This is a genomic window from Streptomyces sp. JLBJ103 (genome assembly GCF_058215575.1).
In genome coordinates this window covers 71,919-98,590 of the sequence record NZ_CM177089.1, presented here as the reverse complement: position 1 = coordinate 98,590, position 26,672 = coordinate 71,919, and the positions used below count along the sequence as shown (strand labels likewise).

At 70.0% G+C, this 26,672-nt stretch carries 24 protein-coding genes and 1 pseudogene; 12 read left to right on the top strand and 13 right to left on the bottom strand.

Translation table 11 applies throughout. The annotated features are described in order from the left end of the window. Positions 1 to 49: 49 nt before the first annotated feature. The 3 genes from AC4BEG_RS00455 to AC4BEG_RS00445 form a co-directional block, all read right to left on the bottom strand. Entirely contained in the window at positions 50 to 997 is a 948-nt protein-coding gene (locus tag AC4BEG_RS00455; RefSeq protein WP_490703909.1) for an immunity 49 family protein, read from the bottom strand. Positions 998 to 1,124: 127 nt separating this feature from the next. Next, positions 1,125 to 1,808: a nucleoside/nucleotide kinase family protein gene (locus AC4BEG_RS00450; protein WP_490703908.1), complete on the bottom strand. Its 684-nt coding sequence runs from the start codon at positions 1,806 to 1,808 to the stop codon at positions 1,125 to 1,127. Positions 1,809 to 1,981: 173 nt separating this feature from the next. After that, positions 1,982 to 2,557: a DUF6924 domain-containing protein gene (locus AC4BEG_RS00445; protein ID WP_490703907.1), complete on the bottom strand. Its 576-nt coding sequence runs from the start codon at positions 2,555 to 2,557 to the stop codon at positions 1,982 to 1,984. 387 nt (positions 2,558 to 2,944) lie between these two features. On the opposite strand from AC4BEG_RS00445, the gene AC4BEG_RS00440 reads away from it, so the two are divergent. The 3 genes from AC4BEG_RS00440 (at position 2,945) to AC4BEG_RS00430 (ending at position 4,716) form a co-directional block, all read left to right on the top strand. Then, positions 2,945 to 3,751, top strand: coding sequence for a serine hydrolase (locus tag AC4BEG_RS00440; RefSeq protein WP_490703906.1), 807 nt, complete (start codon positions 2,945 to 2,947; stop codon positions 3,749 to 3,751). A 42-nt stretch (positions 3,752 to 3,793) separates the two neighbouring features. Continuing rightward, on the top strand, positions 3,794 to 4,033 hold the full coding sequence (locus AC4BEG_RS00435; protein ID WP_490703905.1) for a hypothetical protein: 240 nt from the start codon (positions 3,794 to 3,796) through the stop codon (positions 4,031 to 4,033). 89 nt (positions 4,034 to 4,122) lie between these two features. Further along, on the top strand, positions 4,123 to 4,716 hold the full coding sequence (locus AC4BEG_RS00430; RefSeq protein WP_490703904.1) for a DinB family protein: 594 nt from the start codon (positions 4,123 to 4,125) through the stop codon (positions 4,714 to 4,716). Between the two features lie 142 nt (positions 4,717 to 4,858). Here AC4BEG_RS00430 and AC4BEG_RS00425 read toward each other — a convergent pair whose 3' ends face one another. The 5 genes and pseudogenes from AC4BEG_RS00425 to AC4BEG_RS00405 all read right to left on the bottom strand — a co-directional run bounded on the left by AC4BEG_RS00425 (position 4,859) and on the right by AC4BEG_RS00405 (position 10,870). Beyond that, positions 4,859 to 6,076 carry a carboxylesterase family protein gene (locus tag AC4BEG_RS00425; protein WP_490703903.1) on the bottom strand — a complete coding sequence of 406 codons (1,218 nt, stop codon included), beginning with the start codon at positions 6,074 to 6,076 and terminating at the stop codon, positions 4,859 to 4,861. Continuing rightward, positions 6,073 to 7,330: pseudogene (locus tag AC4BEG_RS00420) on the bottom strand (MFS transporter). Before AC4BEG_RS00420 ends, AC4BEG_RS00425 begins: the two are co-directional and overlap by 4 nt. Positions 7,331 to 7,563: 233 nt before the next feature. After that, entirely contained in the window at positions 7,564 to 8,577 is a 1,014-nt protein-coding gene (locus tag AC4BEG_RS00415) for a LysR substrate-binding domain-containing protein (protein WP_490703902.1), read from the bottom strand. A 52-nt stretch (positions 8,578 to 8,629) separates the two neighbouring features. After that, positions 8,630 to 9,358, bottom strand: coding sequence for an IclR family transcriptional regulator (locus tag AC4BEG_RS00410; protein ID WP_490707314.1), 729 nt, complete (start codon positions 9,356 to 9,358; stop codon positions 8,630 to 8,632). A gap of 171 nt (positions 9,359 to 9,529) precedes the next feature. Then, a complete protein-coding gene (locus AC4BEG_RS00405) occupies positions 9,530 to 10,870 on the bottom strand; it encodes an MFS transporter (protein ID WP_490703901.1) in 1,341 nt (446 codons plus the stop codon). Between the two features lie 214 nt (positions 10,871 to 11,084). Between AC4BEG_RS00405 and AC4BEG_RS00400 the strand changes: the two genes are divergently transcribed. After that, entirely contained in the window at positions 11,085 to 11,522 is a 438-nt protein-coding gene (locus AC4BEG_RS00400) for a cytidine deaminase family protein (RefSeq protein ID WP_490703900.1), read from the top strand. A 19-nt stretch (positions 11,523 to 11,541) separates the two neighbouring features. Here AC4BEG_RS00400 and AC4BEG_RS00395 read toward each other — a convergent pair whose 3' ends face one another. Beyond that, on the bottom strand, positions 11,542 to 12,414 hold the full coding sequence (locus tag AC4BEG_RS00395) for a dienelactone hydrolase family protein (protein ID WP_490707313.1): 873 nt from the start codon (positions 12,412 to 12,414) through the stop codon (positions 11,542 to 11,544). Between AC4BEG_RS00395 and AC4BEG_RS00390 the strand changes: the two genes are divergently transcribed. Genes AC4BEG_RS00390 through AC4BEG_RS00375 form a run of 4 tightly spaced genes read left to right on the top strand, consistent with a single transcriptional unit; the run spans position 12,386 to position 16,242 of the window. Further along, entirely contained in the window at positions 12,386 to 13,462 is a 1,077-nt protein-coding gene (locus tag AC4BEG_RS00390; protein WP_490703899.1) for a GlxA family transcriptional regulator, read from the top strand. The genes AC4BEG_RS00395 and AC4BEG_RS00390 overlap by 29 nt on opposite strands. 49 nt (positions 13,463 to 13,511) lie before the next feature. Next, entirely contained in the window at positions 13,512 to 14,165 is a 654-nt protein-coding gene (locus tag AC4BEG_RS00385; protein ID WP_490703898.1) for a helix-turn-helix transcriptional regulator, read from the top strand. Continuing rightward, positions 14,162 to 15,295, top strand: coding sequence for an aminotransferase class I/II-fold pyridoxal phosphate-dependent enzyme (locus tag AC4BEG_RS00380; RefSeq protein ID WP_490703897.1), 1,134 nt, complete (start codon positions 14,162 to 14,164; stop codon positions 15,293 to 15,295). Before AC4BEG_RS00385 ends, AC4BEG_RS00380 begins: the two co-directional genes overlap by 4 nt. After that, positions 15,292 to 16,242: an ornithine cyclodeaminase family protein gene (locus tag AC4BEG_RS00375; protein WP_490703896.1), complete on the top strand. Its 951-nt coding sequence runs from the start codon at positions 15,292 to 15,294 to the stop codon at positions 16,240 to 16,242. Before AC4BEG_RS00380 ends, AC4BEG_RS00375 begins: the two co-directional genes overlap by 4 nt. A 96-nt stretch (positions 16,243 to 16,338) precedes the next feature. Here AC4BEG_RS00375 and AC4BEG_RS00370 read toward each other — a convergent pair whose 3' ends face one another. Together AC4BEG_RS00370 and AC4BEG_RS00365 are read right to left on the bottom strand one after the other, a co-directional pair. Continuing rightward, positions 16,339 to 17,172 (bottom strand): MerR family transcriptional regulator, encoded by an 834-nt coding sequence (locus AC4BEG_RS00370; RefSeq protein WP_490703895.1) that lies wholly within the window; start codon positions 17,170 to 17,172, stop codon positions 16,339 to 16,341. A gap of 23 nt (positions 17,173 to 17,195) precedes the next feature. Beyond that, positions 17,196 to 18,098: an alpha/beta hydrolase gene (locus AC4BEG_RS00365; RefSeq protein ID WP_490703894.1), complete on the bottom strand. Its 903-nt coding sequence runs from the start codon at positions 18,096 to 18,098 to the stop codon at positions 17,196 to 17,198. Positions 18,099 to 18,168: 70 nt separating this feature from the next. Here AC4BEG_RS00365 and AC4BEG_RS00360 point away from each other — a divergent pair, with 70 nt between their 5' ends. After that, positions 18,169 to 18,774, top strand: a complete 606-nt coding sequence (locus tag AC4BEG_RS00360) for a GNAT family N-acetyltransferase (protein ID WP_490703893.1) — start codon at positions 18,169 to 18,171, stop codon at positions 18,772 to 18,774. Between the two features lie 266 nt (positions 18,775 to 19,040). Here AC4BEG_RS00360 and AC4BEG_RS00355 read toward each other — a convergent pair whose 3' ends face one another. Next, positions 19,041 to 20,615 carry an SMI1/KNR4 family protein gene (locus tag AC4BEG_RS00355; RefSeq protein ID WP_490703892.1) on the bottom strand — a complete coding sequence of 525 codons (1,575 nt, stop codon included), beginning with the start codon at positions 20,613 to 20,615 and terminating at the stop codon, positions 19,041 to 19,043. Positions 20,616 to 20,768: 153 nt separating this feature from the next. Between AC4BEG_RS00355 and AC4BEG_RS00350 the strand changes: the two genes are divergently transcribed. Then, a complete protein-coding gene (locus AC4BEG_RS00350) occupies positions 20,769 to 21,371 on the top strand; it encodes a DJ-1/PfpI family protein (protein ID WP_490703891.1) in 603 nt (200 codons plus the stop codon). A 155-nt stretch (positions 21,372 to 21,526) separates the two neighbouring features. Here the strand turns inward: AC4BEG_RS00350 and AC4BEG_RS00345 are convergent, their stop codons facing one another. After that, complete coding sequence (locus AC4BEG_RS00345) at positions 21,527 to 21,667, bottom strand: hypothetical protein (protein ID WP_490703890.1); 141 nt, start codon at positions 21,665 to 21,667, stop codon at positions 21,527 to 21,529. A gap of 609 nt (positions 21,668 to 22,276) precedes the next feature. On the opposite strand from AC4BEG_RS00345, the gene AC4BEG_RS00340 reads away from it, so the two are divergent. Further along, complete coding sequence (locus tag AC4BEG_RS00340; RefSeq protein WP_490703889.1) at positions 22,277 to 26,119, top strand: nSTAND1 domain-containing NTPase; 3,843 nt, start codon at positions 22,277 to 22,279, stop codon at positions 26,117 to 26,119. 87 nt (positions 26,120 to 26,206) lie between these two features. Continuing rightward, positions 26,207 to 26,425, top strand: a complete 219-nt coding sequence (locus AC4BEG_RS00335; RefSeq protein WP_490703888.1) for a hypothetical protein — start codon at positions 26,207 to 26,209, stop codon at positions 26,423 to 26,425. Positions 26,426 to 26,672 lie beyond the last annotated feature (247 nt).

Sequence of the window (26,672 nt, the reverse complement as noted above, 5' to 3'; positions counted from 1 at the left end):
TCGTCAGAGACGCGTGAGAGGTCTGTGCGCGCTGGGCTGTCGGCATCGACTACTTGGCCGTCCAACCGCCCAGGTCATTGTCGTCGGACCCGCGCAGCAACGCCTCCGGGGAACCCAGCATGCCCTGCGGCAGATAGCCGGAGCGGACGCCCAGCTCCCACCCGTGCACCTGGACCGCGAGAGCGGCCAGGGCAAGGGTGCCGACCGGCAGCAGGGTCCTGGGAGCGGGATCGGAACCCACGCTCTCCCGGTGCTCGACGAGCCGGGCCACGAGAGCCTGCTCGAAGGTGTGCCGGTCGTCATCGAGCAGTACCCGAAGAAGTCGCTGGTCCGGTGTCAGGGGGCCGACGGCGTCCAGTCGGCGGGCCGCCTCGGCTCGTTCGTCGGCGTCCGGCTTGCACAGGGGAACGGTGGGCCAGTCGCTGGGCAGGTGCCCGCGCGCCTCGGTCAGGTAGCCGGACAGAGCATCCATCTCCGCAAGGTCGGCCGGATCGGACATCGAGTCCAGCTTCGAGTGCGGCACCCCATCGCGTATCGCCGGTGCGAAGTCGTCCCGCAGCAGCAGACCGATCACCCGCCGCCATTCCCACACCAGTCCGCTGACCAGGCACATCGCAAACGTGTCGCCCCACGTCCTGGCCGTAGGAGCCTCCTCGATGACATCGGCGAAGGCGATGTCATCGCTGCTGAGCCGCTCGCCGATGAGCGGGAAGAGGATCTCCTGGTCGCCGTTGGGAAAGCAACCAAGGCTCAGCACCCCCAGGGAACACTCCGCCGCGGTCCGCAGAGCCGTACGACATGACTCATCGAGCGCCGGTTCCTCCACGATACGGGCGGCGATGTGGTCGAGGAGCTCGTCACGCATCTCCTCCAACTTCTCCAGGGACGCGCTGTCGTAGCGCATACCGTGCCACCGCCGCCAGGTCCGTCGGCTGATGTCGTCGAGCGCCTGGGCCATGTGCGCTCCGCTGACCTCGTGGCGCGTCACTTCCTGCACGGTTGCCGTCCTCTCATGATCTTTGCGGCTGGATGCGGCACGGTATCAGTGGGCTCGGACACCGCCCCGGGTCCGGACAGGCACGGCCCGAGAACGCGCTCGCTCGCTCGTAAGAGGCTCGCGTCTGCTACGTCGAGGATTGCCCTGGCAGCCCCAGCACATCCATCAACTGGCGCTGGATGTGGGCGTATGCCTCCCGAGCGTTGAACGCTCCTCCATCCACGGTCAGAACGTGCCAGGGGGTTTGTGCGAGGAGGCGATGGGTCAGGTCAGCCTCGAAACGGAGATGAGCGGCGGCCGAAGCGAGGTCATGAACGGCCCGGGTGCCAGGGGAGTCGGCAAGTTTCCGCACGTACCAGTCTTCCCAGGCAGCGCCTTCTCGCTTGACCGCGCGTCGCAGCGCCGTCTCGGGATCGTCATGGACGTACACCACGGTGACCCGGGCTGCTTCCACTGCACGGGCCAGGTCTCCCATGACTTGGACAAGACTGTTCTCCTCGTGGCCCCATGCCACGAGGGACGGGATGAACGGCAGAAGGGCGTCGGTCACCAGGTAGTCCCTGCCCGCCGCGAGTGACTCCGCGACGTAGGCGCGAGTGCACTCGACTAAGGTCGCGGGCTGGACGGAGCCGGCTCCACCAGCGAACTCCTCAGCTACGGGCCGGAAGGCGGACCGTGTCAGAATGTCGGCCTCCTCGAAGTGGTCGACCGATGCGCCGGTGCTGGAAAGCCATTCGGCCACCGCACGGCACAGGGTGGACTTGCCGACGCCAGGGCTGCTCCCGATGACGGAGATGAGATGCATAGTCATCCCGGCAGTCTCGCAACCGGTCCCTCACCCGGTGGCGGTGGGGGCAACGGCCATGACAACCAGGGCCGGAGCCCCGCACCCGCATCCACATGAACGCTGTGTCGCCGGCCGCGGCTCGGTCGGATGCACCGCGAAGGGCAGCCCCGACGACGGTGGTGGGGGAGGGAGCCCAGTCAGCCATCGTCCTCGTCCTCGTCTTCCTCCTGATCCATCCGACGGAACTCCTCGTACAGAGTCGTGCCCGGCCCCGCCACATACACCGTGGAGTCCGACCAGTCGAAGCCGTGGTACTCGCGAAAGAACACATTGGCGATACTGTCGTTGATCTCGACGCCGACCACTTGCAGGGCCGGGACACGGAACGGCTCTGCACGCGGCCAAGGCTCAGCGTCCTCGTAGTCCATGTCGTCCACGTGGATGTCGATGCCGAGCAGCGGAAGATCCTTGGAGGCGAAGGTTTCAGCGTCGGCCAGATAGAGATGGTCGTACGGCAGATCGTGACCGGTGTACGGGGCCGCGGCGAGCACCATCTCAGGCAGCAGACCACGGTACTTCTCCGCACCGATCGGGGTGACGTACGAGATGGCCCGGTCGTAGTCGTAGATGTCCTGCGAGCCCCCCTCGTGGGTGACGGGCATCTCCAGGGCTTGCAGCAGACGATCCCAGCCGACGGAGTCGGTGAAGTCGGTCCGGAGTACGAGAACAGTGTCTATGCGGGGCAGGCGTATCGACTGCGGATCGCGGTTCATGCTGCGGACCCTAGCGCCGGGCACCGACACCACGAGGGTATGCAAACCCTGCCTGTTCCATGCCAGTCGCAAGAGTGCCCTGCCATGGAGCAAAGTTGGTAGTGGTGAGACACCGAAGAGCTGCGTGACCTCAGGTGCGCCAGCGGTGCGAGTAACGACCGTGCTCCCACTCCGCCGGGGACAGCGGAGGCGGACCGGCCGTGAGCACCGCTCGCGCCGCCACGGTACGTATCCGTCCTACGACGGGGTTGTCGGCGAACCACTCGGCCCCCGCTGCGCTGCGTCGGCTCGATGATGACGGCGCCCCGGGCGGTGGCAAGCTGAGCAGGAAGGAGCCGTCGTGTTCACTGGCGCGGCGGGCGATGGATGGTCGTGGGGAGGCTGGGCGTGGACAAGGTATTTGTGGGGCTGGACGAGTGGGTCGGCTGCGGAGATCCCTGGGAGGGGGTGGACACGGAAAAGGTGGCTTTGGCTGCCCGGCAGCAGGCCGAGCGAGCGGTGCCCGGTGTCGAGGACATGGCGTCGTATCTCGCTGCCCAGGTGGCCGACGACTCCCACCGGGAGGTGATCGGCCCGCTGCTGGACGGTCAGGGCGCGAGCGGCGTGATCGTCCGGCGTGGCACGGTGATCGCGTCCTGGGGGAATCCGACGCGCGTGGAGATGGCGTACAGCGCGACGAAAGGCGTGCTGGCACTGGTGGCCGGCATCGCCCATGACGACGAGATGTTGATCCTCGACGAACCGGTCTCTGCCCGCGTCGGGCTGCCGCAATTCGCCGACGCCCATGGGCAAGACATCACTTGGCGGCACCTGCTGGACCAGACGAGCCAGTGGGAGGGCGAGCTGTGGGGCAAGCCGACATCGGTCGACGCGCAAAGCACACGGGAGGGCACCGAGTCGGCCGGCGGGCCGCCCGGTGAGGGCTGGGCATACAACGACGTCCGCGTGAACCTGACTGCCCTCGCGCTCACCACCCTGCTCCGCCGCGCGCTGCCGGACATCCTGCGGGACCGCGTCATGACCCCGATCGGCGCGTCATCGTCCTGGTCCTGGCACGGGTACACCAACTCCTTCGCGGATATCGAGGGTTCCCATGTGCCGGTGGTCTCCGGCGGCGCACACTGGGGCGGAGGACTGTGGATCAACGCGCTCGATCTGGCCCGTATCGGACACCTGTGCCTGCGTGGTGGCTGATGGGGCCACACCCAGGTCATCTCCACCCGTTGGATCGAGCAGATGTGGACACCGTGCCGGGTCAAGCCCCATTACGGTCTGTCCTGGTGGCTCAACGACGACCGCACCGTATGGCCGGCCGCCCCGGCAACCGGACGCTGCGCCCGTGGCAACGGCGGCGGTCACCTGCTGTGGGTCGACCCCGCCCGAGACCTGGTCATCAGCTCTCGCTGGGGCACCGAGGTCGAGAGCCTCCTCGCTGCCGTATCGCAGGCGATCGAACCAGGCCCGCTCAGTGCCTGAGGCGGCATATCCCGTGTCGATAACCTGGTCCGCCGCGAGCGGTGGGCAAAAGCGATGGACAAAGACGGCCCGAGCGGCAGACTGGCCCCATGACCGCATCCGATCCCAAGGCTGACCTTCACTTCTACCTCCAGTCCGCCCGCGATGCCCTGCTGTGGAAGCTCGAAGGACTCTCGGAGTACGACATCCGCCGCCCGCTGACGCCGACCGGCACCAACCTTCTTGGCTTGGTGAAACACGTCGCCGGCGTGGAGCTGGGCTACCTCGGCGACACCTTCGGACGGCCGTCGGGCGAGCCGTTGCCCTGGCTGGAGGACGGTGCTGAGCCCAACGCGGACATGTGGGCCACCGCCGACGAGTCACGCGAGTCCATCGTGGAGCTTTACCGCCGGGCGTGGGCGCACGCGGACGCGACGATCGACGCACTGGCGCTGGACACGATCGGCAAGGTGCCGTGGTGGCCGAAGGAAAGGGATGAGGTGACGTTGCATCATGCCGTAGTGCGTGTGATTGCCGATACGCACCGGCACGCCGGGCACGCCGATATCGTCCGGGAACTCATCGACGGCGCCGTTGGGATGAACGAGCGCAACGACAGCATGGTGTCCGGCGACTCGTCGTGGTGGGAAAACTATCGAAGCCGACTGGAGCGTGCGGCTCAGGAAGCCGACCAAGACGCATAACGTCGACCATAGGCCGCCTTCATACGATGGTTCGGTGGCGGATTCCAGGATGGTGGGGACGGCCTTGACGGTGTCCGGGGTCCTGGAGAGGCCGTCCCGCCAACGCCCGCCCGATGGCGGGCGGAGGGCAGGCGAAGGCGGGTCAGGCGTACGGGTCAGTGAGCGGGGCGGGGAGGGGGCCGGGGGTGCCGGTGCGGATGAAGGAGATCCAGGCGCCGCGGACCGCCCGGCCGAGGGCGGCAACCTCCCTCCAGGGCGTGGAGCCGAGCATGGGCGCGTGTCGCCAGGCCCTCTCGGGCCCCAGCAGCAGCGGGAGTTCGACGCAGTGCGTGGCGCCCAGCTGTGTGCCGGGCGGGCGCCAGTCGAGCCGGTAGGCGTGGGTGCGGGCGCCCGCCCGCCGCAGCTCGGCGGCGAGGCGCCCCAGAGGTTCCCGGTAGCGGAGCGCCGTGCGTTCGCCGACGTCGTCGGGTTCGCCGCGACCCGGCGGGAAAGCGGACATGTCGTCGGCGTTCCAGCCGTAGAACACGTCCGTGCCGCGCACCCCCGGGTCGAGTCCGGTGCCGGGCAGCGCCGGAACCCCGGTGACCGGGGTGAACGGTGGTTCCAGGGCGCTGCCGGTGTGCTGTCGGTGGTCGGCGGCGGTGCGTGCCTGCACTGCCAGCACGGCCGCGGTGGGCGCTGTGCGGGGGTCGGCGGCGCAGAGCCGGCGCAGGTGCTCGGCGAAGGACCGGCCGGTCTCCGCCGCGTCCCGCACCGGGCGTGCCGCGATATCGAGCGGCGCGCTCTGGAGCACCGCGCGGTGGAACAGGCCCCGCGCCGTGGGCATCCGCATCAGCAGTACGGCGGAGAGGGCACCCGCCGACTGCCCGACGACGGTGACGTTCTCCGGGTCACCGCCGTACGCGGCGATGTGGTCCTGGACCCAGCACAGCGCCGCCACTTGGTCGTGCAGGCCGAGGTTGCCCTCGGACACGCCGTCCAGGACCAGGTAACCCAGCGCGCCCAGCCGGTAGTTGACGCTGACGACCACCACCCCGCCCTCGGCGGCGAGCTCCCCGGCGTCGTACCAGGAGCGCAGGCCGGAGCCGCTGCTGAAGCCTCCGCCGTGGAACCAGACCACCACCGGGCGCTCCTTGCCACCGGTCCCGGGCGCGGTGACGGTGAGCTGGAGGCAATCCTCGTCCTGGGCGATCCGGTCGCGGGGCTTGCCCATCACCGCGTCGAGTCGGGAGGGGAGTTGGGGGCAGGCCAGGGCGCGCGGTGGGGTCCGCTCCCGCTCAGTCACCGGCCGGGGGAGGCCGAACCGGCGGGCGGTGGCGTAGCGGAGCGGACCACTGCGCCGGACCGGGGCGTTCCTCACGCCTCTCCGGCGACTTCGGAGAGCCGAGTGGCCCCGACGCTGGGTTGTGGCTCCGGGACCGTACGGAACAGGGCCGTCGCGCCGATCAGGCTCGCTGCGCAGATGGCCACGAGGTACCAGGTGACACCGGTTGAGGAGGCAGATGAGCCGAGCAGCGCTGTGGAGATCATCGGGGCGAGTCCGCCGCCGAGGACGGCACCCGCCGGAGGATCAGGGACGAGCCGGAGTAGCGGACCCGCGCCGGGAAGGTGTCCGCGATGATGGCGCCCTGCACACAGTGCGTCACCGGGATGATCAGACCCATGCCCGCGAGGGCCACCAGGGCGAGTGCCGCATTCCCGGTGTCGAGCAGTGGGAAGAAGGCCCCGCACCACACCAGGATGGCCGCGGACCCGGCAAGGAACATCGTTCGCCGTCCATGCCGGTCGGCGACGGCGGTCCATACCGGGATGGTGGCGAACCACAGCACGGCGGCCCCGCTCACCCCGAGCACCAGGAACTGCTTGTCGTAGCCCGCGTGCTGGGTGCCGTAGGAGAGGGTGAACACCATGAACACGTAGGCTACGGCGGAGTTGGCGACCACCGCGAACAGGGTCAGGGCGAGCCGGGGCAGGCCCACCTGGAAGGCGGCGGCGAGCGGGAAACGGGCCACTTCGCCCTGCTCCCGCACTCGGTCGAAGGGCGGTGACTCCTCGATGCGCAGGCGTATCACCAGGCCGGCCGCCACGAGCACGATGCTGAGCAGGAACGGGATCCGCCACGCCCACGCGGTGAACGTGGCATCCCCGGCGAGGGTGCTGGTGCCGAGGAAGGCGAGGTTGGCGATGACCAGTCCGGCCGGGGTGCCCATCTGCGGGAAGCCCGCGTAGAGGTTGCGCCGTCCGGCGGGGGCGTGCTCCATCGACATCAGGGTGGCGCCGGCCCCTCGCCGCCGAGCCCGATGCCCTGCACCACGCGCAGGACGACGAGGAGGATGGGGGCCCACAGCCCGATGGTGTCGTAGGTGGGGACCACACCGATGAGGGTGGAGCCCAGGCCCATCAGAAGCAGGGAGACGACGAGGGTCGCCCGGCGGCCGACCCGGTCGCCGAAGTGTCCGAAGACGAGCCCGCCCAGTGGCCGGGCGACGAACCCGACGGCGAGCGTGGCGAAGGAGGCGAGGGTGCCGGCGGTGGCACTGAGGGAGGGGAAGAACTGCTCGTTGAAGACGAGAGCGGAGGCGGTTCCGTAGAGGAAGAAGTCGTACCACTCCAGCGTGGTGCCGACGAGGGTGGCGATCGCCGTTCTGCTCACGACGCCCCCTGCGGGCCGTGCTGCGGTGCTCATGGCGGAGACCTCTCGCTGGTGGCGGCAGGCGGTGGGGTGTGCGGGGGGTGGGGTGCGTATCGCTGGATCCTCACGGCACGGGACATGGCGCACAAATGCCGAACCGGGGTGCCGCTATAGCGGTTTCGCTATAGCGGGCGGCCGAGGAGCCGCCGCCGTGTTCAGGCGGACTGCTGGGACGCCGAGGTTCGGCTCGGTCCGCTGTGCCCCGCCCCGTCCGGGTCGGCCGCCTCCTGCTCCGGTGTGCGGCCGGCGCCGGACATCTGCGCGGCAACCTCCTTCAGGCTCCGGATCATCGCACGTGCCGACGGGTTCAGTGTGCGGGTGGCCGAGGTGGTCACCCCCACGCTGTGCCCGACGGCGTCCAGCCGGACCGGCAGCTGTGCCAGCCTGCTGTCGTCACGTACCAGGAGAGCGGGCAGCACGGCCACCACATCGGTGTCCAGAAGGAGTTGGCGGACCGTCAGGAAGGAGGTGGTCTCCACCCGGTTCTCCGGCAGTCCGAGCCCGTGGCGGGCGAACAGCCCCTCCACCTCACGTCGCAATGTGGTCTGCGGCCCGGGCAGGATCCACGGATAGGCCACCAGGTCGGCGAAGCGGATCCCGGAGGTCCCGACGAGCGGATGGCAGGACCGCACCGTCAGCTCGATCGACTCCTCGTAGAGCGGGCGCCGTATCAGCCCTTCCCCGGACGGCGCGGTCAGCCGCCCCACCACCAGGTCGATACGGCCCGCCTCCAGGTCAAGCAGCAGTTCCTCGGGGGAGGATTCGCGCACGATCACCGTCAGGTGAGGGTGGTCGCGCTTCAGCGCGACGATGGCCCGCGGCAGCAGGATGTTCGACCCGGCGAGATGGGTGCCGACCACCACCGTCCCGCGGTCCGCCTCGGCCAGCTCCACCATATGCCGCCCGGCCTGGGTGAGCTGCGCCAGCACCGCCCGGGCGTGCTGGGTGAACGCTTCGCCGAAGACGGTCGGGGTCACCCCGCGGGGGCCGCGCTCGTACAGCTCGACGCCGAGGATGTCCTCCACCTCGTGCAGGCTGCGGGTGGCGGCGGGCTGGGTCACATGGAGTTCGGCGGCGGCGCTGACGACCGTGCCCTGCCGCGAGAGGGCGTCCACCAGCAGCAGATGGCGTATCTTGAGCCGGCCGTCGAACAGGCGGGGCATTTCCACGCCACGACAGTAGCCGACTCCTCGGGGCGGCCTTCCGGCCGATCGCCGACGGTCAGCCGCCGGGGCCGTCGCGCAGCACCCGGGAGAGGCCGAGGGCGGCCGTGCGTACGGCGGGGGCGAGCCGGGCCGCGCTGAACCGCTCCCGGGGCACCGCCACCGAGAGCGCGGCCGCCACCGCCCCCCGGGCGAACACCGGCGCGGCGATGCAGCAGACCCCTGGTGCGGCTTCCTCCTCCTCGTAGGCGAGCCCGGAGACCTGGGCCTTCTCCAGGGCCGAGCGCAACAGCTCCGGGTCGGTGATCGAGCGCGGCGTGAGGCTCCGCAGCGGATGGGACAGCACCTCCGCGGTCAGCTCCGGACCGGAGAAGGCGAGCAGCGCCTTGCCCACCCCGGTGCAGTTCAGCGGCAGGCTGCCGCCGATACGGGAGGGCAGCCGCAGCACGTCATGGCCGTGGACGCGCTCCACGTACACCACGTCCAGGCCCTCCCGGACACCCAGATGGACGGTCTCCCGGGTGGCCTCGAAGAGGTCCTGGAGGAACGGCAGCGCCGCCTCGCGCAGATCCCGGCGCCGGGGCACCCGCGACCCCAGCTCGAAGAGTTTCGCCCCGAGCCGGTAGTGGTTCCCCGTGCGCTCCAGCCACCCCAGCCGGACCAGGTCGGCGGCGAGCCGGTGCGCGGTCGGCTTCGGCAGCCCGGTCCTCCGGCAGAGTTCCGAGAGGCGGTACAGCTCCTGCTCCGGATCGAAGCAGTCCAGGATGGCCGCCGCCTTGTCCAGCATGTTCCCGGGGTCATTGTTCCGTGTCACGGAACGAACTTTGCCGTGATGTCCGGGCGCTGTCCATACCGGAACCCAACGGCCGCAGCCGACCCCGGCGCCCCGGCACCCGCGCCACCCCACCGCCCTCCCCCTTGCTCCAGGACCGCGAGGCCCGCGTCGACCGCGAAACCCTCAGCCTGGATCTGGCGGCGGATCCAGCGGACGCCTGGCGATCGTCTGCGACGATCCCCGATCCACAGCGGAATCGAGGCGGCTCGCGGCCCGTTCCCCGGTGTTCTGGAGGGTGATCTGGTGGGTGTTCTGGTGCGTGTTCTCGCGGCGGGGGAGCAGCAGCGGGGTGGCCAGGAGGAGGACTCCGGCGGCCGCGATCGCGGTGCGGGGGCTGGTGATGGCGGCCAGCAGACCCCACCCGGCGGTCAGCGCCGCGATGGCGGCGCTGGTGCTGACCGACCACGCGGTCAGGGTGCGGGCGACCCGGTCGGGGGCGGTGTGGTTGAGCCGATAGGTGGCCAGCACCGGATTGAACAGCCCGCAGCAGGTCACCAGCCCGAGTTGGATCGTGATGATGAGTACGATCCCGGGGACGCCGGGCTGCACGAACGCCAGGCCGAGGGGCCAGCACGCGCGCAGTGTTCCGGCGGTGAGGAGCACCTTGTGCTGCCCGAACCGCGCCACGAGTCGGTGTGCGAGGCGTGAGCCGACCAGGCCACCGACGCACGGGGCCGCGAACACCAGTCCGTACTGCCAGGGTGCGAACCCGAGGTCGCGCACCAGGAGTACGGCGAGCAGCGGCTGAGGCGCCATGATCAGGCTGTTGACCAGGATGGTGTTGAGGAGCAGCGGGCGCAGCGCGGGGTGGTTGAGGATGTGGCGCCATCCTTCGAGCAGATCGCGTGCCCGCAGCCGCGGTGCACCGGTTCGCGCGGGGAGCGGTTCCGTCCCGCCGATGGCGCGGATGCCCAGCGCCGAGAGCAGGTAGCTGACCGCATCGGCGACCACGGTCGTCACCGGGCCGAACATTCCGATCGCGGCTCCGCCGAGCGGTGGTCCGACCGTGGTCGCGGTCCATGTGGTGGACTCGAACCGGCTGTTCGCGAGGACCAGGTCCTCCGGTGGCACAAGTGCCTTCAGATACGCCCCACTGGCCGCCTTGAAGGCGATGTCTGCCGCGGCGACGACAACCGATACGGCGAGGAGTTGGGCGAAGCTGAGCCGGCCGAGCGCGAACGCGGCGGGGACGCTCATCAACGCCGCGAACCGGGTCAGGTCCATCGCCACCATGACCGGCCGTTTACGGCGGAACTCCACCCATGGACCGAGCGGCACCGCGACCACGGCCCCCACCGCCCGCCCCGCGGCAGACAGCGCCGCCACCTGGGTCGGTCCGGAGTCCAGTACAAGGACCGCGATCAGCGGAAACGCACCGAACCCGAGCGATGTGCCGTATACGCTGACGGCATACGCGGCCCACAGCCGCCCGAACCGCCGCCCCAGCGCCCGTCTGCCCGGCATACCCAACGCACCTCTCCCCGTACTGGACAACCACACGCTGACCATCGGCATCAAAGCGAGTAGCGGGCCGCCCGATCAAACAACCGACCGCCGGTGACGCACAACTGTTCGTTGTGCCGATACGCCGACCGCTGTGGATCTCGATGCCGATATTCGGTTGCACATCACCGTCACTCGGGTCAACGTCGCCTGACACCTGATGAAGGCGGAGAAGATGACCACGAAGGCCCCCCACGTCGACCATGAACTCATCCAGGCCGCAACGAACATCGCCCGCACACGCTGCCGGGGCGACAACCACACCATGGCAGCCGCGGCCCGTGCCCGGGACGGCCGGATCGTCACCGCGGTGAATGCCTACCACTTCACGGGAGGACCCTGCGCCGAGCTGGTCCTCATCGGCGCGGCAGCAGCCCAGGGCGCCTACGAACTGGACACGATCGTTGCCGTGGGAGACCGCGACCGGGGGGTTGTTCCCCCATGCGGCCGGTGCCGTCAGGTCCTGCTCGACTACTTCCCCTCCCTCAAGGTCATCGTCGGCAAAGATGACAACATCCGAACTGCTCTCATCACTGACTTGCTGCCCGAAAGCTACGTCTGGGCCGACCATCAGCTCAAGGCCGCGAAAACCGAGCCGTTTGGCACGAGTTGACATTCCTTGCGCCAAGGGCTCATTCCGGCTGTGTCCCGAGTTGCTCGGCCAGGAAGGCGATGATCTCGTTCCGGGCTTCCATGGTGGGGTGGCCGTCCTGGTCGACGAGGTGTGCCGTGACGACGCTGTGGGCGCAGCCGACGACGTCACGGAAGAAGGGCGGAGGGTTGGTGTTCGCCGTTTCGGCCTTGAGTACGCGGCCATCGAACGCGTCCCCGAGCAGTGCTCGGTAGGCCGCGAACCGCTGGCCAGTGCACCACCTGTCGTTGTCGAAGCGGTAGGCGAGTACTTTCAGGCCGTCTCGCGCGACACGTTCAGCCACGGCCGCAGCGTCGTCGTCGCTGATCTCCAGACCGCCGGGGTCGTCGAGCGGTAGCGAGGGATGGTTGACCACGGGTGCGATGACAGCGGGTTCGAGCGCCATGGTCAAGGCGAAGTTGCCGGTGAAGCACAGACCGACGGCACCGACACCGGGCCCGCCACGTTCGGCGTGCGCCAGCCGAGCGAGGCCGCGCAGCCATGTGACGACGGGGCTGGTGCCGCCACCGGCGAACGCCCGGAACTCGGCGCTGACGCATGCGCGCCGAACGACGGTCTCACGTGCCTCGGCGAGCGGGTAGGCACCGTCGACACCGAAAAGCGAGGGCACGTACACGGAGAAGCCGGCATCACGCACCCACCGGGCGAACCGCGCGACGTCGGGGCTGATACCCGGCATCTCAGGCATGAGGATGACTGCCGGTCCGGCCCCGGCGACGTACACGGTCTTGTCGACGTCATCGACGCTGATGGCTCGCCGCGTGAAGTCGTCCAGGGGGTCGCTCTGTCCTCGCATGGTTGTCATGAACCGAGATGATTGATGAGTGACCGCCCCCGTGAGAAGCGGCGGCATCGCCACGTATCCCGTTGATATCGCCACCCGTTCACTGGTGCCGGAGGGCCGCATGAGTCCGCTGCGAGTTGGTGTGCTGGCCTACCCCGGCTGCTTCGCGTCGGAGGTGTTCGGAGTCCCCGACATCCTCGCCATGGCAACGCACGTCGCCGCGGCGCAAGGCTCCGTTCAGTCGGCCTACGAGGCGTCGGTCATCTCACCCCGGCGGCGTGTGATCGCGTCCGGTGGCTGGGCCCTCGACGTCTCGGCGGTGCGCCCGGTGGATGTCCTGATCGTGCCGGGCTTCGAACTTTCCCCCACCCTCGATCTCGATGCGACACTCGCACACCTGGGACCGGAAGTAGCGTCGATTCGATCGCTGGCGGCCTCGGGGACCGCTGTGGTGTCGATCTGCGTAGGCGCTTTCCTGGCCGCTGAAGCCGGGCTGCTCGGCGGGCGCGAGGCGACCACGTCCTGGTTGTTCGCGGATCGGTTCGCCCGCCGGTACGCCGATGTACACCTCCGCCCGGAGCGTTTGGTCGTGACCGACCGGGGGGTGACGACCACGGCGGCCTTCAGCGCCATGTACGACTTCGCGCTGCACTTCATCCGCGAACACGACGGCCCCCGCGTCGCCCGTAGCACCGCACGTATCGCGCTCGTTGATGATGCGCGCTCCACGCAGGCTCCCTATGTCGACTCGGGGCTCATACCCACGGTGGGCGAGGAGTTCTCGCTCAGCGTCAAGCGGTGGCTCGACCAGCGCCTCAGCGCTCGCTATGACCTGGCCACCCTCGCCCAGGAGTTCCACGTCAGCACCAGAACCATGCTCCGTCGCTTCGGCGACGAAGCGGGCGAGACGCCACTCGCGTACCTGCAGACGGCCCGGGTGCGCCGGGCCAGACACCTGCTGGAGACGACCGGCATGAGCGTCGCACGCATCGCCGCCGACGTCGGATACCGCGACCCCGGGGCGTTCAGCGGCATCTTTGCCAGACACACGGGCCAGCGGCCGAGGGAGTACCGCGCGAGATTCCATCGTCGCGGCGACCACCACGGGTCAACCTGACGAGCGCCTGTGTGGACACTTCGTCCAGCTTGGACTTATAGTCCATTCCATGGAGGCAGTCGAAGAGAGCACGGATCCTCGGGTGCGGCTGTGGGCCCCCGTGGGTCAGGCCATCGCCCTGTTGCTCGGCCCGTACGCCGAGGTCGTGCTGCACGACCCGGATGCCGACCGGATCCTGGCGATCTGGAATCCGATGAGTTCCCGCAGCCCGGGGGATTCCTCACTGCTGGGCGAACTGGACGAGCTGGACCCGTCGGCGCGCGACGTCTTCGGACCGTACGAGAAGCTGCTCGCGGACGGCCGGCGCCTGTCGTCGGTCAGCGCTGTCCTGCGCGACGCGGACGGCAAGGCCGGCGCGGTGCTGTGCGTCAATCTCGACCGCACGCCACTGGAGCAGGCCGCGGCCGTGCTGTCCGCGTTCGGCGCCCCGACCGCGCCCCGGCCGGAGCCACTGTTCGAGCAGGACTGGACCGAGCGCGTCCAGCACATCGTCGGCGCGTACGTACGCGAGTGCGGCCGCCCGGTCGAGCGGCTGACCCGCGCCGACCGGCTGGCCGTCCTCGCCCGGCTGGACGAGGCCAAGGTCTTCGCAGTGCGCCGTGCCGCCCCCGTCGTCACCAGTGCCCTGCGGGTCTCCCGATCCACTCTCTACGGCCTGCTGGCCGAACTCCGAGCACCCAGCACAAAGGACCACACACAATGACCCGACTGCCCGACTTCCGCCTGGAAACCTACTTCTCCCGGTGGGAGTTCACCGCGCGCCACCACCTGACCGCCTCCGACGTCCAGACCATGCACCTCGGCGAGTTGCTCGACCTGGCCGACGATCAGGACCGCGCGGCGTTCCAGAACCTCTCCCTGGGCTACACCGAGACCTTCGGCGACCCGGCTCTGCGCGAGGCGATCTCCGGCATGTACGAGCGGGCCGACGCGGCGGACATCATCTGCTTCGCGGGCGCCGAGGAGGCCCTGTACCTGGCGATGAACGTGCTGCTGGACGCGGGCGACCACGCGGTTGTGGTGACCCCGAACTACCAGGCGGCCGAGACTGTGCCGCTCGCCCTGTGCGAGGTGACCGGTGTCGCCCTGGACGCCGGCCGCGACTGGGCTCTGGACCTCGACCAGGTGAAAGCGGCGCTCCGCCCCAACACCCGGATCGTTTCGGTGAACTTCCCCAACAACCCCACCGGCAAGGTCATCAGCGCCGCCGACTTCACCGAGCTGGCAGGCATGTGCGACGAGCGTGGCATTCACCTGTTCAGCGACGAGGTGTACCGCGGCCTGGAGCGCGACCCGTCCCGCACCCTGCCGCAGGCCGCCGACCTGTCCGAGCGCGCCCTGTCTCTGAACGTGACCTCCAAGTCGCTCGGCCTGCCCGGCCTGCGGATCGGCTGGATCGCCTGCCGCGACCGGGAGTTGCTGTCCAGGCTGGAGCGGGCCAAGCATTACACCACCATCTGCAACTCTGCCCCCAGTGAGGTCCTGGCCCGTATCGCGCTCAAGGCGCGCACGACGATCCTGGACCGCAACCGGGCGCTCATCGAGGCCAACCTGCCGCTCTTCGACGCGTTCTTCGCCGAGTTCGCCGACCTCTTCGAGTGGCAGTCCCCGGACGGCGGCTGCGTCGCCTACCCCCGCTACCTCGGCCCCGAAGGGGTGGAGGAGTTCTGCACCCGCCTGGTCGAGGAGGCCGGTGTCCTGCTGCTGCCCGCGAGCATCTACCGTTCCGAGCTCACCCCCACCCCCACCGACCGGTTCCGCATCGGCGTCGGCCGCGCCAACCCTGAAGCGGGCCTGGACGCCTTCACCCAGTGGCTGCGGGCCAACCGATGACCCCGCTCATCCTCGGCACCGCCGAGATCAAGCGCGCCACCACGCCGGAGCTGGTCCTCGCCGCCGTCCGTGACGCGCTGATCGCCCACGCCCACGGCCGCACCAGCGTGCCACCACCGCTGCACCTCGAGTTTCCCGATGACGACGGTGACTGCCACGTCAAGGCCGGCTGGGTCACCGGCACGCCCGACTTCACCGTCAAGATCGCCACCGGCTTCTACCGCAACACCGCAGTCGGCCTGCCCACCAACCATGGCCTGGTCTGCGTCGTCAGCGCCCGCACCGGCCACATCCGTGCGGTCCTCGACGATCAGGGCCTGCTCACAGCGTGGCGCACCGCCGCGGCGGGCGCGCTGGTCACCCATGCCATGGCCCGACCCGACGCCGCTACCCTGGGCGTCTTCGGCACCGGCGAACAGGCCCGGCTCCAGGTTGAATGGCTGGCCAGGCTCCGCCCGATCGACACGGTGCTCGTCCACGGCCGCAGCCAGGACAAGGCCCAATCGCTGTGCGCGACGTTCCATGCGCTCGGGCATCACGCCCGGCCCGCCTCGGCCGACGAAGCAGCCGCTGCCGACATCATCATCACCACCACACCGGCCACGGCTCCGGTCCTGCGAGCCGATCAGGTCCGCGAGGGCGCGCACGTGACCGGCATCGGCACCGACATGCCGCACAAGAACGAACTGCCACCGGCGCTCTTCGCCCGCGCGGCGCTGATCGCCGTGGACGACCACCAGCAGTGCCTGGACCACGGCGACTTCGGCTGTGCCGTGCGTGCAGGATCCACCACCGACACCAGCGATACGCCCGTCGGCCTTTTGCTCGAAAGCCCCATCGATCGGCCGGACGGGGCGATGACGGTCGCCGACCTCACCGGCGTGGGCGCACTCGACGCAGCACTCGCCACGGCCGTCCTGCGCGAACTGGCGCCGGAGGCGAAGTGACCGCCTGGGCGGGCGAGGCGGCGGCTGGTACGAGCGGTTGCGCAACGCCTACGTCGACTCCATCTGAGAGCACGAGGATCCCCGCTCTCCAAGGGGCTACGCAGATCCTGGATCGGCACCAGACTCGGTGTCTTCCTGCCGTGTTCCGGCCGCATCCCGTGTCGGGTCCACGCGCTCGAGCTTGGTCCAGCCGGTCCAGCCTCGCTCCTTCAGCAGCTCGATCAGTCGGCGGGCCGGGGGCAAGGCGTCGAAGGCCAGCGTGTCCATCAGCTTGACGAACGGTGGCTCGATGTCGGTGTCGTCGACGTAGTCCTCGCCCCGCTCGTCGGCCATCTGCGTGACGTAGGCGGCCAGTTCGTCGGCCAGCTCGACCAGCCGAGGGTCGTCGTCGGACCGGTCGAGAGCCTGGCCCAGGATGAGATAGAAGTCGATGAGCCGCGGGTCGGCGATCTGCTCCCGCTTGCGTGCCATCCACTCCGGGATTCGCTCGGGGGAGTGTGCGGCCAGCGGGATCCAGCCGTCGCGTTCGACCTGGACGATCCGCTCGTCGACCCCGAGCGCCCGCAGTCGGTCCAGGAACTGGACCACCTCCGTGGGCAGCGCCAGGTTGTCCCCGGCGGCGAGGCGGGCGATGCGCTCGCGGTGAAGCTGCCGCTCCCGGATCTCCGCCCGCAGCCTCCTGTCGATGTCCGCGACCGCCGCGGCGAACTCCTCCTCGTCGGCCCGCAGTAGCTCCCGCACGCGCGCCAGCGGGACCCCGGCCCCGGCGAGGGTCCGGATCCTGATCAGCTCGACCACGGCGTCGGCGCCGTACCTTCGATAGCCGGAGTGGTCCCGCTCCGGCTCCGGTAGCAACCCCTTGGCGTGATAGTGCCTCACCGCGCGCACCGTCACTCCGGCGTACGACGCCAGCTCGCCGATCGTCAGCATCGGACCAGTCTCCTGGGAACGGCTCAAGAAGTCGGCCTGTCGGCTGGGTGGAGTGTGTTGCGGATGATCTGGGCGATGACCGGGGCGTGGGTGAAGACCAGCCGGTGGCCGGTGTCGAGCCAGGACGTGGCGATGTCCGGCCGCTCGTGAACGAGCCGTTCGACACCGGCACGCCAGAGCTGGTTGTGCCGCGGCACCCGCCCTTCGGTGCTGTCACCGGCGATCGCGGCCGACATGATCATGCTGATGGGGTGCTCGATCGTCCGGTACCGGTCGAGGAGGGCGGACCGAACCACATCGATCTCGAGGTTCAGGTCGAAGATGTCCTGGGCGGTGAGCGAGACCTGACGCGCGCTGCCCTTGGCCCGCTCGGCCTCTTGCCGCGTGGCCAAGTCTTCGGCCATTGCGCGGAATTCGGCCAGGTCGGCATCGGTGATGAACGGTTCGGGCAGCGGGTTCGCCCCGTCGATGAGGACAAGCTCGGCGACGGTGTCAGGATGCTCGGAGGTGTAGTGCACGGCCAGGTCCGCGCCCAGCGAGTAGCCCACGAGTACGGGCGCCGAAGGCAGGCCGGGACGTCCCAGCTCCGTGAGCACGGCGACGAGATCGCTCAGGAACGCGTCAAAGGTGTAGCGGTCGGCGGGCGAGGCGAGGCCATGGCCCCTGAGGTCGAAGGTCACCACGTCGTGGTCGCGTCGAAGGAGCGCGGTCAGCTCGTGCAGATCGGCCTGTGTCGAGTTCAGGCCAGGGCACAGGACCAGCGGTCGTCCCCGGCCGCCGCGGGATACCGGGATCGTGACGCCGTCGTGATGGACGGTGAAGTGCCGCATTGTCGTGTCGCCTCTCTCGATCCGCGCCGCCTCGTCGCCTGTCGGCAATGGCGCGTGCGGTCCGGAGACCTCGATCGTTCTGCGTCGTGTCGTCATGCTGAGCATGCTGAGTGGTTGACCCTGCGTCAGGGTCAACCGTCGTGACGACACGCCCTAGGATCCCCGGATGGCAAGCACGAGATACCTCCTGCGGGGCCCGCGAGTGGCCGTTCGACACATCTGTCACCAGGACTATGGCGAGCTCACAGCGCTGGCCCGGGACAGCGCCGAGATGCTCCGCCGCTGGCTGGGCGTCGCCGAGCACACGGTCGAGGCGTTCGGGAATCGGCTCAAGCGGTTCGAGGGGCCCACCCACGAAGGCTTCGTGATCTGCCTGCGCGGCACCGGCGCGATCCTGGGTGGTGTCAACATCAACAACATCGTCCGGGGCGCCCTCCAGAGCGGGACTCTGGGGTACTCCGCCTACGCCTCCACGACCGGCCGCGGCTACATGACCGAGGGGCTCGGACTGGTCGTCCGACATGCCTTCGGTGATCTCGGACTGCATCGGCTGGAGGCGAACATCCAGCCGGACAACACCCCCTCGCTGAACCTCGTCAAACGCCTCGGCTTCCAACGGGAGGGCTACTCGACCGCCTTCCAGTTCATCAACGGCGAGTGGCGAGACCATGAGCGCTGGGCCATCACCGCGGAGATGGCACAGTCGAGCGATCCGGCCCAGATCAGAGGAGTTTCCGGAGGTATGGAGAATGGCGGTCATGACGACGTGTAGGAAGTGCGGCGGACAGCGGCGCCGGTGGCCTCGGTCTTGTTCCCAGTGCCGTTCGAGGTTGGACCGGGCGGACATGGCCGCTGACGCTGGGGAAGTCGCCGCGGAGTTCGGGTTGTTCGGGTGGATTGGGCGTGGGATTGCGGGAGCGGGGCGGTTCATCCTGCGGGTTTTCGACTGACCGACCGCACGCGGGCACGGACCGCTGTTCGTGCAGGAGCTGGCCCGGTTGTGTGACCACGACCGGGTCGGCTCCAGAGCGTCGTATGTCAACCGCCGACGGTCTCGAGGGTGCCGGTGATGCGGAGGGCGTTCTCCGTGCTGAGGCCGAGGCGGGCAGCCCAGGCGAGGGCGTCGTCGAAGGTGGCGTTCGGGTCGGCCAGGAGGGCTGCGGTGAGGGTGGGTGGCACCTTGGCCTCATCGAGGAGGGTGGTCCACTGGCGGGCGGTGAGGGAGAGGTAGCGGAGATCCGGAAGGTCGGCCAGGACGGGCAGGTTGGTGACCTCGGCTTCCGAGAGGTCGAGGCCCCGCAGGTGGGGGATGGTGCGCAGGGAGGTGATGTCGGCTGGGGCGGTGGTGGTCAGGTCGATGGAGGTGAGGTGGGGGTGGGCTTCGAGGGGAGTCAGATCGCCTTCGGTGAGGCTGATGCGCAGCGATTCGACGGGCAGTTCGCGCACGGGCGTCAGGTCGGCGGTGGTGGCGCTATTGAGGTGTAGGCGCTGGAGCTTGGGGGCGGCGGTGAGCGGGGCGAGGTCGACGAGGCCGGTGACGTTGTTGATGTGCATCGCCTGGAGGGTGGGCGGGACCTCGTCGGGGATATCGCCACCGATGATCTGCTGGGGAGCGGGATCGTGGTCGGGCTCGAGCAGGAAGATATGGTCGCCGTCCTTCTCGTAGGCGCCCTGGTCCATCAGTTCCAGGTAGTGGCCCAGGAGCGAGGTGACCGAATCGGCGACGTAGGCGGGTCCCTCCTCGTAGTCGCGGCCGGTCCGGATGAGCTGGCCGGGGCGACCGTCGCGGGCCGGAGCGGTGTCCACGGCCAGGAAGTTGCCGTCCTCACCGGTGCCGAAGCGCAACCACCCGGGGTGGCCTCCACAGCGGCGGACGGTGTCGGCGGGTGTGGTGTCGAAGACGACGGCGTCCCATTCCAGATCCCAGCCGTACCAGGGCCGTTCGCCCGCGCCCCACTCGGTGTGCTCGGCCACCATGCTCTCCAGCGACAGCCAGGCGTTGCCCTGGAACAGGTAGCGGTGGTGGTGGCCGAGGCCGTCGCCGTCGGCGATCAGGTAGAGCGCCCGCAGGTCGGCGGGCAGGCGGTGGCCCAGACGGCGTTCGGCCTCTTCGATCGCGGCGGCGGTGGCGGGCGGGGGCAGTTCCTCGGGGTGTCCCAGGATCGCGGCACGCCGCTCGAGGTAGGCGCGGAAGCGGGCCACGGCCAACTCGGGGTCGCCCGCCGGCGTGGCGGTGCCGGGCTGCTGATGCCGGCCGGGCTGGGGCAACCGGTAGTCGGGGTCCAGGACCACCTGGAATCCGGTGCCCATCCCGGTCACCCTGCTGATGGCGTCGCTGAAGGCGACGAGCCGGTACTCGCCGGACGGCCGGCACTGAATCTCCAGGCTGATGGGCTCCCAGCCACGGTCCTCGCGCACTCTCTCCGCCAGTGCCATGAGTTCCTTGTAGGGATTGGGCAGGCCCGTGTTCAAGCGCTCCTGCTGCCGGCTGTAGCCGCCGGTCGCTCCGGTGCCGCCCCGCCCTGCCCGGCCGTGCAGCACCGCATGCGTCCAGCCGTTCGGGGCCTCGGCCACGATCGCCTCGACTATCGGTCGTACCGCCTGCTCCACCATGCTCTGCTCCTGTGCCGTCGAACGTGCCGGGCATCATGGCACTGACCACCGACATGGAGACTGGGTGTCCTGAACGCGCCGGACATCGGATGTCGCCACGGGCGCGGGGCGAAGCCCGTGGTCGGGTGGGAGCGGGTCTGTTTGGATGGCGGCATGGCCCGTAATGACGCGCGGAAGATAGGGATCCTGCTGTTCCCGGAGGTCGAGGAGCTCGACGCCGTCGGTCCGTGGGAGGTCCTGTCGTACTGGACACGCAACTTTGCCGAGGACGGATGGCAGGTGTTCTGCTTCTCTGCCGACGGCAAGCCTGTGACCTGTGCGAAGGGGCTGACCATCGAGGCGCATCATTCGATGGCCGACATGCCGGGGCTGGATGTGCTGCTGCACCCCGGCGGCCGGGGAACTCGTCCTCAGCTCAACGATGACGAGCACCTGGAGTGGGTCCGGTCCCAGCGGCGATCGGTTCCTCTGATGGCGAGTGTGTGCACGGGCTCGCTGGTCTTCGCAGCGGCTGGGTTGCTGGCAGGACGGCCGGCAACGACACACTGGGCGTCGTTGGAACGGCTCGCGGAGCTCGACCCGACCATCGACGTGCGGGCGGACGAGCGGTTTGTCGACGATGGTGACGTGGTCACCTCTGCGGGGATCTCAGCCGGTATCGACATGGCTCTTCACCTGGTCGCCCGGCTGGCATCGCCAGAGCGCGCGCGTGAGGTGCGACGCGGCATCCAGTACGACCCGCAGCCACCGGTATGAGGTGCCCCGTCCAGCCGCCACTGAAGGCTGCTGTGGCCGGTGTCGCCCGCCGCCCGCCGCCGACCGAGGCCGAGACCCTGGCCGAGCCGTCGCCGCCGGGATCACCGCGGTCTACCGCCGGTGGCAGCACCCGCCCATCCCCCTCACTCTCGCCGCTACCGGCGCGCGGTCAGCACCGAGCCGGGACCCACCTCCTGGGAGCCTGTGGCCGGGTGATCACCGACGACGTCGATGGTCCGGCCCGAGACCGAGACGGCCCACGCATACGGCTTGGCGCCGTCGGCGGGCAGGTGCATCGACGGAGTGGCGGAGCGCGGCGCTGGTCCGCTCCGTCTTCAACTCCAGGGACAGGGTCACCCTGACTGATCGCGACCGAGTTCAGAGGCTTGGTTCCCTTCGGCAGCGGGACCTTGCCCCACTTCTTGCCGTCGTAGCGCAGCGCCAGCCCCTGCCAACGGGCGTCAGCCGTCCAGGTGCCACCCACTGCCCACACGTCATCGGCGGCGAGCGCGGTGACGTCGCTCAGGGCCCAGCCGTTGTGCCCCTTGCCGATGTCAGGGAGCTTCCGCGCCTTCCAGCGGGTGCCGTCCCAGTGCTGGAGCAGCCCCACAGTGTGGGCCCTGTTCTTCATCGGTTTCCAGCCGGATCCCTTGCGTTCGTTGCGCTCCCACACGGTGGGCACCATGTAGGGCACCTCGTCCTCCGCCCTGGGGATGAGCTTTATGCCCGCCGCCCATGTGGTGTGTGCGTCAGGCCGAGTGGAGGCGGTGAGCGTAGCGTTGCCCGCTCCGCCGTTCCAGTGGCTGTACGGTTGTTCAGCAGCCCGCTTCCGAAGCGCTGAACAATGAAGAAGGCGCTGGTGGTTGGGGGTGCGACGGGGAGCGGTACAACAAGGGGGAGAACAGATGGGCCGCCGTGAGAGGCCGGTGGACCCGAGTGCGGGTCCGGTTCAGCGTTTCGCTTACGAGCTGCGCAAGTTACGTCAGGAGGCCGGAGGGCTGACCTACCGGGCGATGGCGCAGCGGGTGCGGTACTCGGTCACGGCCCTGTCCCAGGCGGCGGCGGGCGAGCAGTTGCCCTCGCTGCCGGTGACGCTGGCGTACGTCGAAGTGTGCGGCGGGGACCGGGCGGAGTGGGAGGAGCGCTGGCGGGAGGCGGCCACGGAGGCGGCGGAGGAGGCGGTCGGGGAACGGGCCGAGGACGACGCCGCCGTCGACCCGCCCTATCGCGGCCTGGCCCGCTTCGAACCGGGCGACCGCGAGCGCTTCTTCGGCCGGGACAGGCTCGTGGCCGATGTCGTGGAGCTGGTGCGGAGCAACCGGTTCACCGCCGTCTTCGGCCCCTCCGGAAGCGGCAAGTCCTCGCTTCTGCGGGCGGGCCTGATCCCCGCCCTCCGGAACCCCGGGAACGGCGGTGGCGCCCCGTCGGCGGTACCACCGCCCGTCGTCATCCGGGTCCTGACGCCGGGTGAGCACCCGGTCCGTACCCATCGCGCGGCGCTGATCCCGAAGGCCGGCGACGGCGACACCTGGCTGATCGTCGATCAGTTCGAGGAAGTGTTCACACTCTGTCAGGATCCTGCGGAGCGGCAGGAGTTCATTGATGCGCTGCTCTCGGCGCGCGAACCGGAGAGCCGGCTGCGCGTCGTCGTCGCCGTACGGGCCGACTTCTTCGGCCGGTGCGCCGGACACCGTGGGCTGACGGCCGCGCTGCGCGGCGCCACACTGCTCGTCGGCCCGATGGGACCGGCCGAGCTGCGCGAGGCGATCGTGAGGCCGGCCGCCGCGGCGGGCCTGATCGTGGAGCGGTCGCTGACCGCCCGGATCGTGGCCGAGGTCGCCGACGAACCGGGCGGTCTGCCGCTGATGTCCCATGCCCTGCTGGAGACTTGGCGCCGACGGCGCGGACGGACGCTGACGGAGGAGGCGTACGAGTCCGTGGGCGGGGTGCACGGCGCGATCGCCGCGACGGCGGAGCGGGTCCACGGCGAACTGTCCGCGCGCCAAGCGGAGCTGGCCCGCCGGATCCTGCTGCGGCTGGTCACCCCCGGCGAGGGCGCACAAGACACCAGGCGTCCGGCGGACCGGACGGAGCTGGAAACGGACGGAACACCGGGGGATACGTCGGACAACACCTCGGTGGTGCTGGAGCGCCTGGTCCGGGCCCGCCTGGTGACGGTGGACGACGGGGTGGTCGACCTCGCCCACGAGGCGCTGATCACCGCTTGGCCGCGGCTGCGGGGCTGGATCGAGGAGGACCGTGGGCGGCTGCGCGTCCACCGGAAGTTGACTGAGGCCGCCCGGGCGTGGCAGGAGCTGGACCGGGATCGGGGCGCGCTGTACCGCGGGGCGCGGCTGACGGAGGCGGCGGAGGCGTTCGGCTCGGACCGGGAGCGGGCCGCCCTCACCTCCGTGGAGCGGGCGTTCCTCACCGCGAGCAGCGGCGGGCGGCAACGCGAGCGCCGTCGGGTCCGGGCCGTGGTCGGCACGCTGTCCCTGCTGCTCGTCCTGGCGATGGTGGCGGGCACGGTGGCCTGGCAGCAGAACCGCGAGGGCGACCGGCGCCGCGCGGAGGCCACCTCCCGCCGGGTCGCGTCGATCACGGAGAACATGCGCTCCGCCGACCCGGTGACGGCGCTGCGGCTGAGCGTCGCCGCGTGGCGGATCAGCCACACGGACGAGGCGCGGGCGGCGCTGCTGGGGGCGGTGACGCAGCAGGAGCAGGACTCCTTCACCGTGCCCGGTGCGGAGGCCGGCGATAACGCCTACTTCAGCGCGGACGGGCGAACGGTGGTGAAGGTCGCGGCCGGCCGGGCACAGCGCTGGGATATGCCCGGCCACCGCCGGACTGGTGGACTCCGCCTGGCCGGCGAGGAGCAGGTGATGGACCTGTCCCCGGACGGGCGGCGGTTGCTGGTGGCGGCGGGCGGTCAGTTGACGATCCGTGACCTGGACACCGGGAAGCCGGTCGGTCCGCGCCTCGCTCTCGGCCACGAGGACACCCCGGACGCCGTGTACGCCCCGAGCGGGCGCACGGTGCTCCTTGCCGACGAGCACTCGGTCAGGCTGTGGGATGTGCGGCGCGGGCGCTTGGTGTTCCAGCGCGCGGGCAAGGACGTCTACCAACCGGTCGTCAGTCCGGACGACCGGCTCGTAACGCTGTGCGCGGGGAGCGCCCTGGAAGTCTGGGACATCGCCGCGCGGCGTCAGATGCGCCCGCCCCGCGCCGCGGCGCTGTCGCACGCCGTCTGTAGTGCCGGCCCGACCCCCGACGGCGGCAAGGCGTGGGAGTTCGATCCGCGGGGCCGCAGGCTGGCGGTCGGCCGCAAGAAGTTGGACCTCTGGGATCTGGGGACCGGGAAGACCATGCGGATCCCCTACGGCGCCGACACGCTGGAAGACGTCCGTTTCAGCCGCGACGGGCGGTTCGTCTCCACGGTGGACGACCAGAAGCTCACGCTGTGGCGGATCTCCGCGGACACCGCCGAGGCGGTCTACTCACACCGGCTGGCCAGCGACTACGCCCCGGGCCACTGGCTCGATCCGGACCGGGGCGTGATCCGGTACCAGGAGGGGACCAGCGACGGCGACGGCGCCGTGCGGACGCTGTTCCTCGGCGATGCCACCGCCTCCCCCCGGCGCCGGGAACCAGCCCAGAAGGCCGCGTTCAGCCCCGACGGGCGGCTGGTCGTCACGGCCCGCCGCCACGGGGATCAGATGCGGTTCGAGGCGCGGCCCACCGACGGCGGCGGCCGGGCGGCCCCGCTGCCACCGGTCGACTGCGGAACGGCCGACCGGTCGCTGAGGAAGAGCGAGCAGTGCTGGGCGTACCTGGCGTTCAGCGGCGACGGGCGGACTCTGGCCTATGGGGTCGGCACGCAGCGGGTACGCGATGCCCCGGAGGACCGAGTGGGGACCGGGGCGCACCCGCAGCGGATCACGGTGTGGGATCTACGGGAGAACCGCAAGCGGGCGGAGCTGGTGCTCACGGAGGACGTCAAGGAGGCGGAGAGCGTCGATGCCATCGCGCTGAGCCCGGACGGCTCCTCCCTCTTCGCCCTCCGCCAAGGCGCCGGAGCCGTGCTGGAGAAGTGGGACGCACAGCGCCGCACGCACAGGGCGCGACATACCGAGAAGGCCCCCGACGGAGCCCCCTCCTGGTCGGCTCCTCCGGCCGGCGCCATGGCGGTGCGTCCCGACGGGCGACAGCTGGCCACCACGCACGGGTTCGGCTTCACACTGCCCTCGGCCCGTCGGGCCCCGAACACCACCGGGCAGCTGAACGCCCGGGCGCTCGCCTACAGCCCCGACGGCGAACGGCTCGCCCTGGGCAGCCGCTCCGGCCGGGTGACCGTGTATGACGGCGACGGGGTGCGACGCCTGGGCTTGCTCTCCGGAACGTACGCGGGACAGGCCCGGACGCGGGAGCCGGTGGCCGCCCTCGCCTACTCGCACGACGGCGCGACGCTGGCCGTGGCCGGTACGAAAGGCACGGTCCAGCTGTGGGACGCCGCCTCGGGGCGTCCGCTGGGGGGCACGCTCAGCACCGCTGCCGACCCCGTCCGGGCGATCGCGTTCAGCCCCGACGACCGGACGCTGCTTGTGGCCGGGGCCCGCACCCCCCTCAGGGCCTACCCCGTCGACCCCGCCCGCGCCACCGCCGCCATCTGCGAACGCGCGGGCGGCGGCCTGTCGCGCGCCGACTGGTCCACGTACATCCCAGAGGTCCCGTACCGCGACATCTGCTGACCCCGGCTGGGGGCGGTTACGGGGAGGGGTGGGGGACCGTTGGCCCTTCACAGCCACAAGTGCACTCATTGGCAACGCAGTTCTTCCTTGCGCGTACTGCCGCTGCGGCAGGCGCCGCAATCATCACCGCGGCCCTTCGGCTCGCGTGGCGAGGCGTCCGTAGGCATCAAGATCAGCACCAGCGGATCAGGTGACCGCGTCCAGCGGACCAAGGATGTCGCCGAGGGCCGCAAGCTGCACGTCAATCTGTGCATGAGCAACTCCTCGGGTGCCCTGTGCTCGCCCGGCCTGACGGTGAAGGCGTGATCCGCCTCGCCTTGACCGCCTGCTGTGCGGGCAACAGGTACAACGACTGCTCACTGCCGGTGCCGGTGTATTCCTGACCGGTCCGAGGGGAGCATGGACGAGGGGGCCGCACCCGTTCGGGGTGCGGTCCCCTCGTGGTGTGTGGCCCACAACCGCGCCTCACCTTGGCGCCATTCGCCGGGTGATCCACGATCGTTCCTGCGCCACTTCAACGCCTCGCCATCTGCGGGGAAAGGCCGTGGACTGG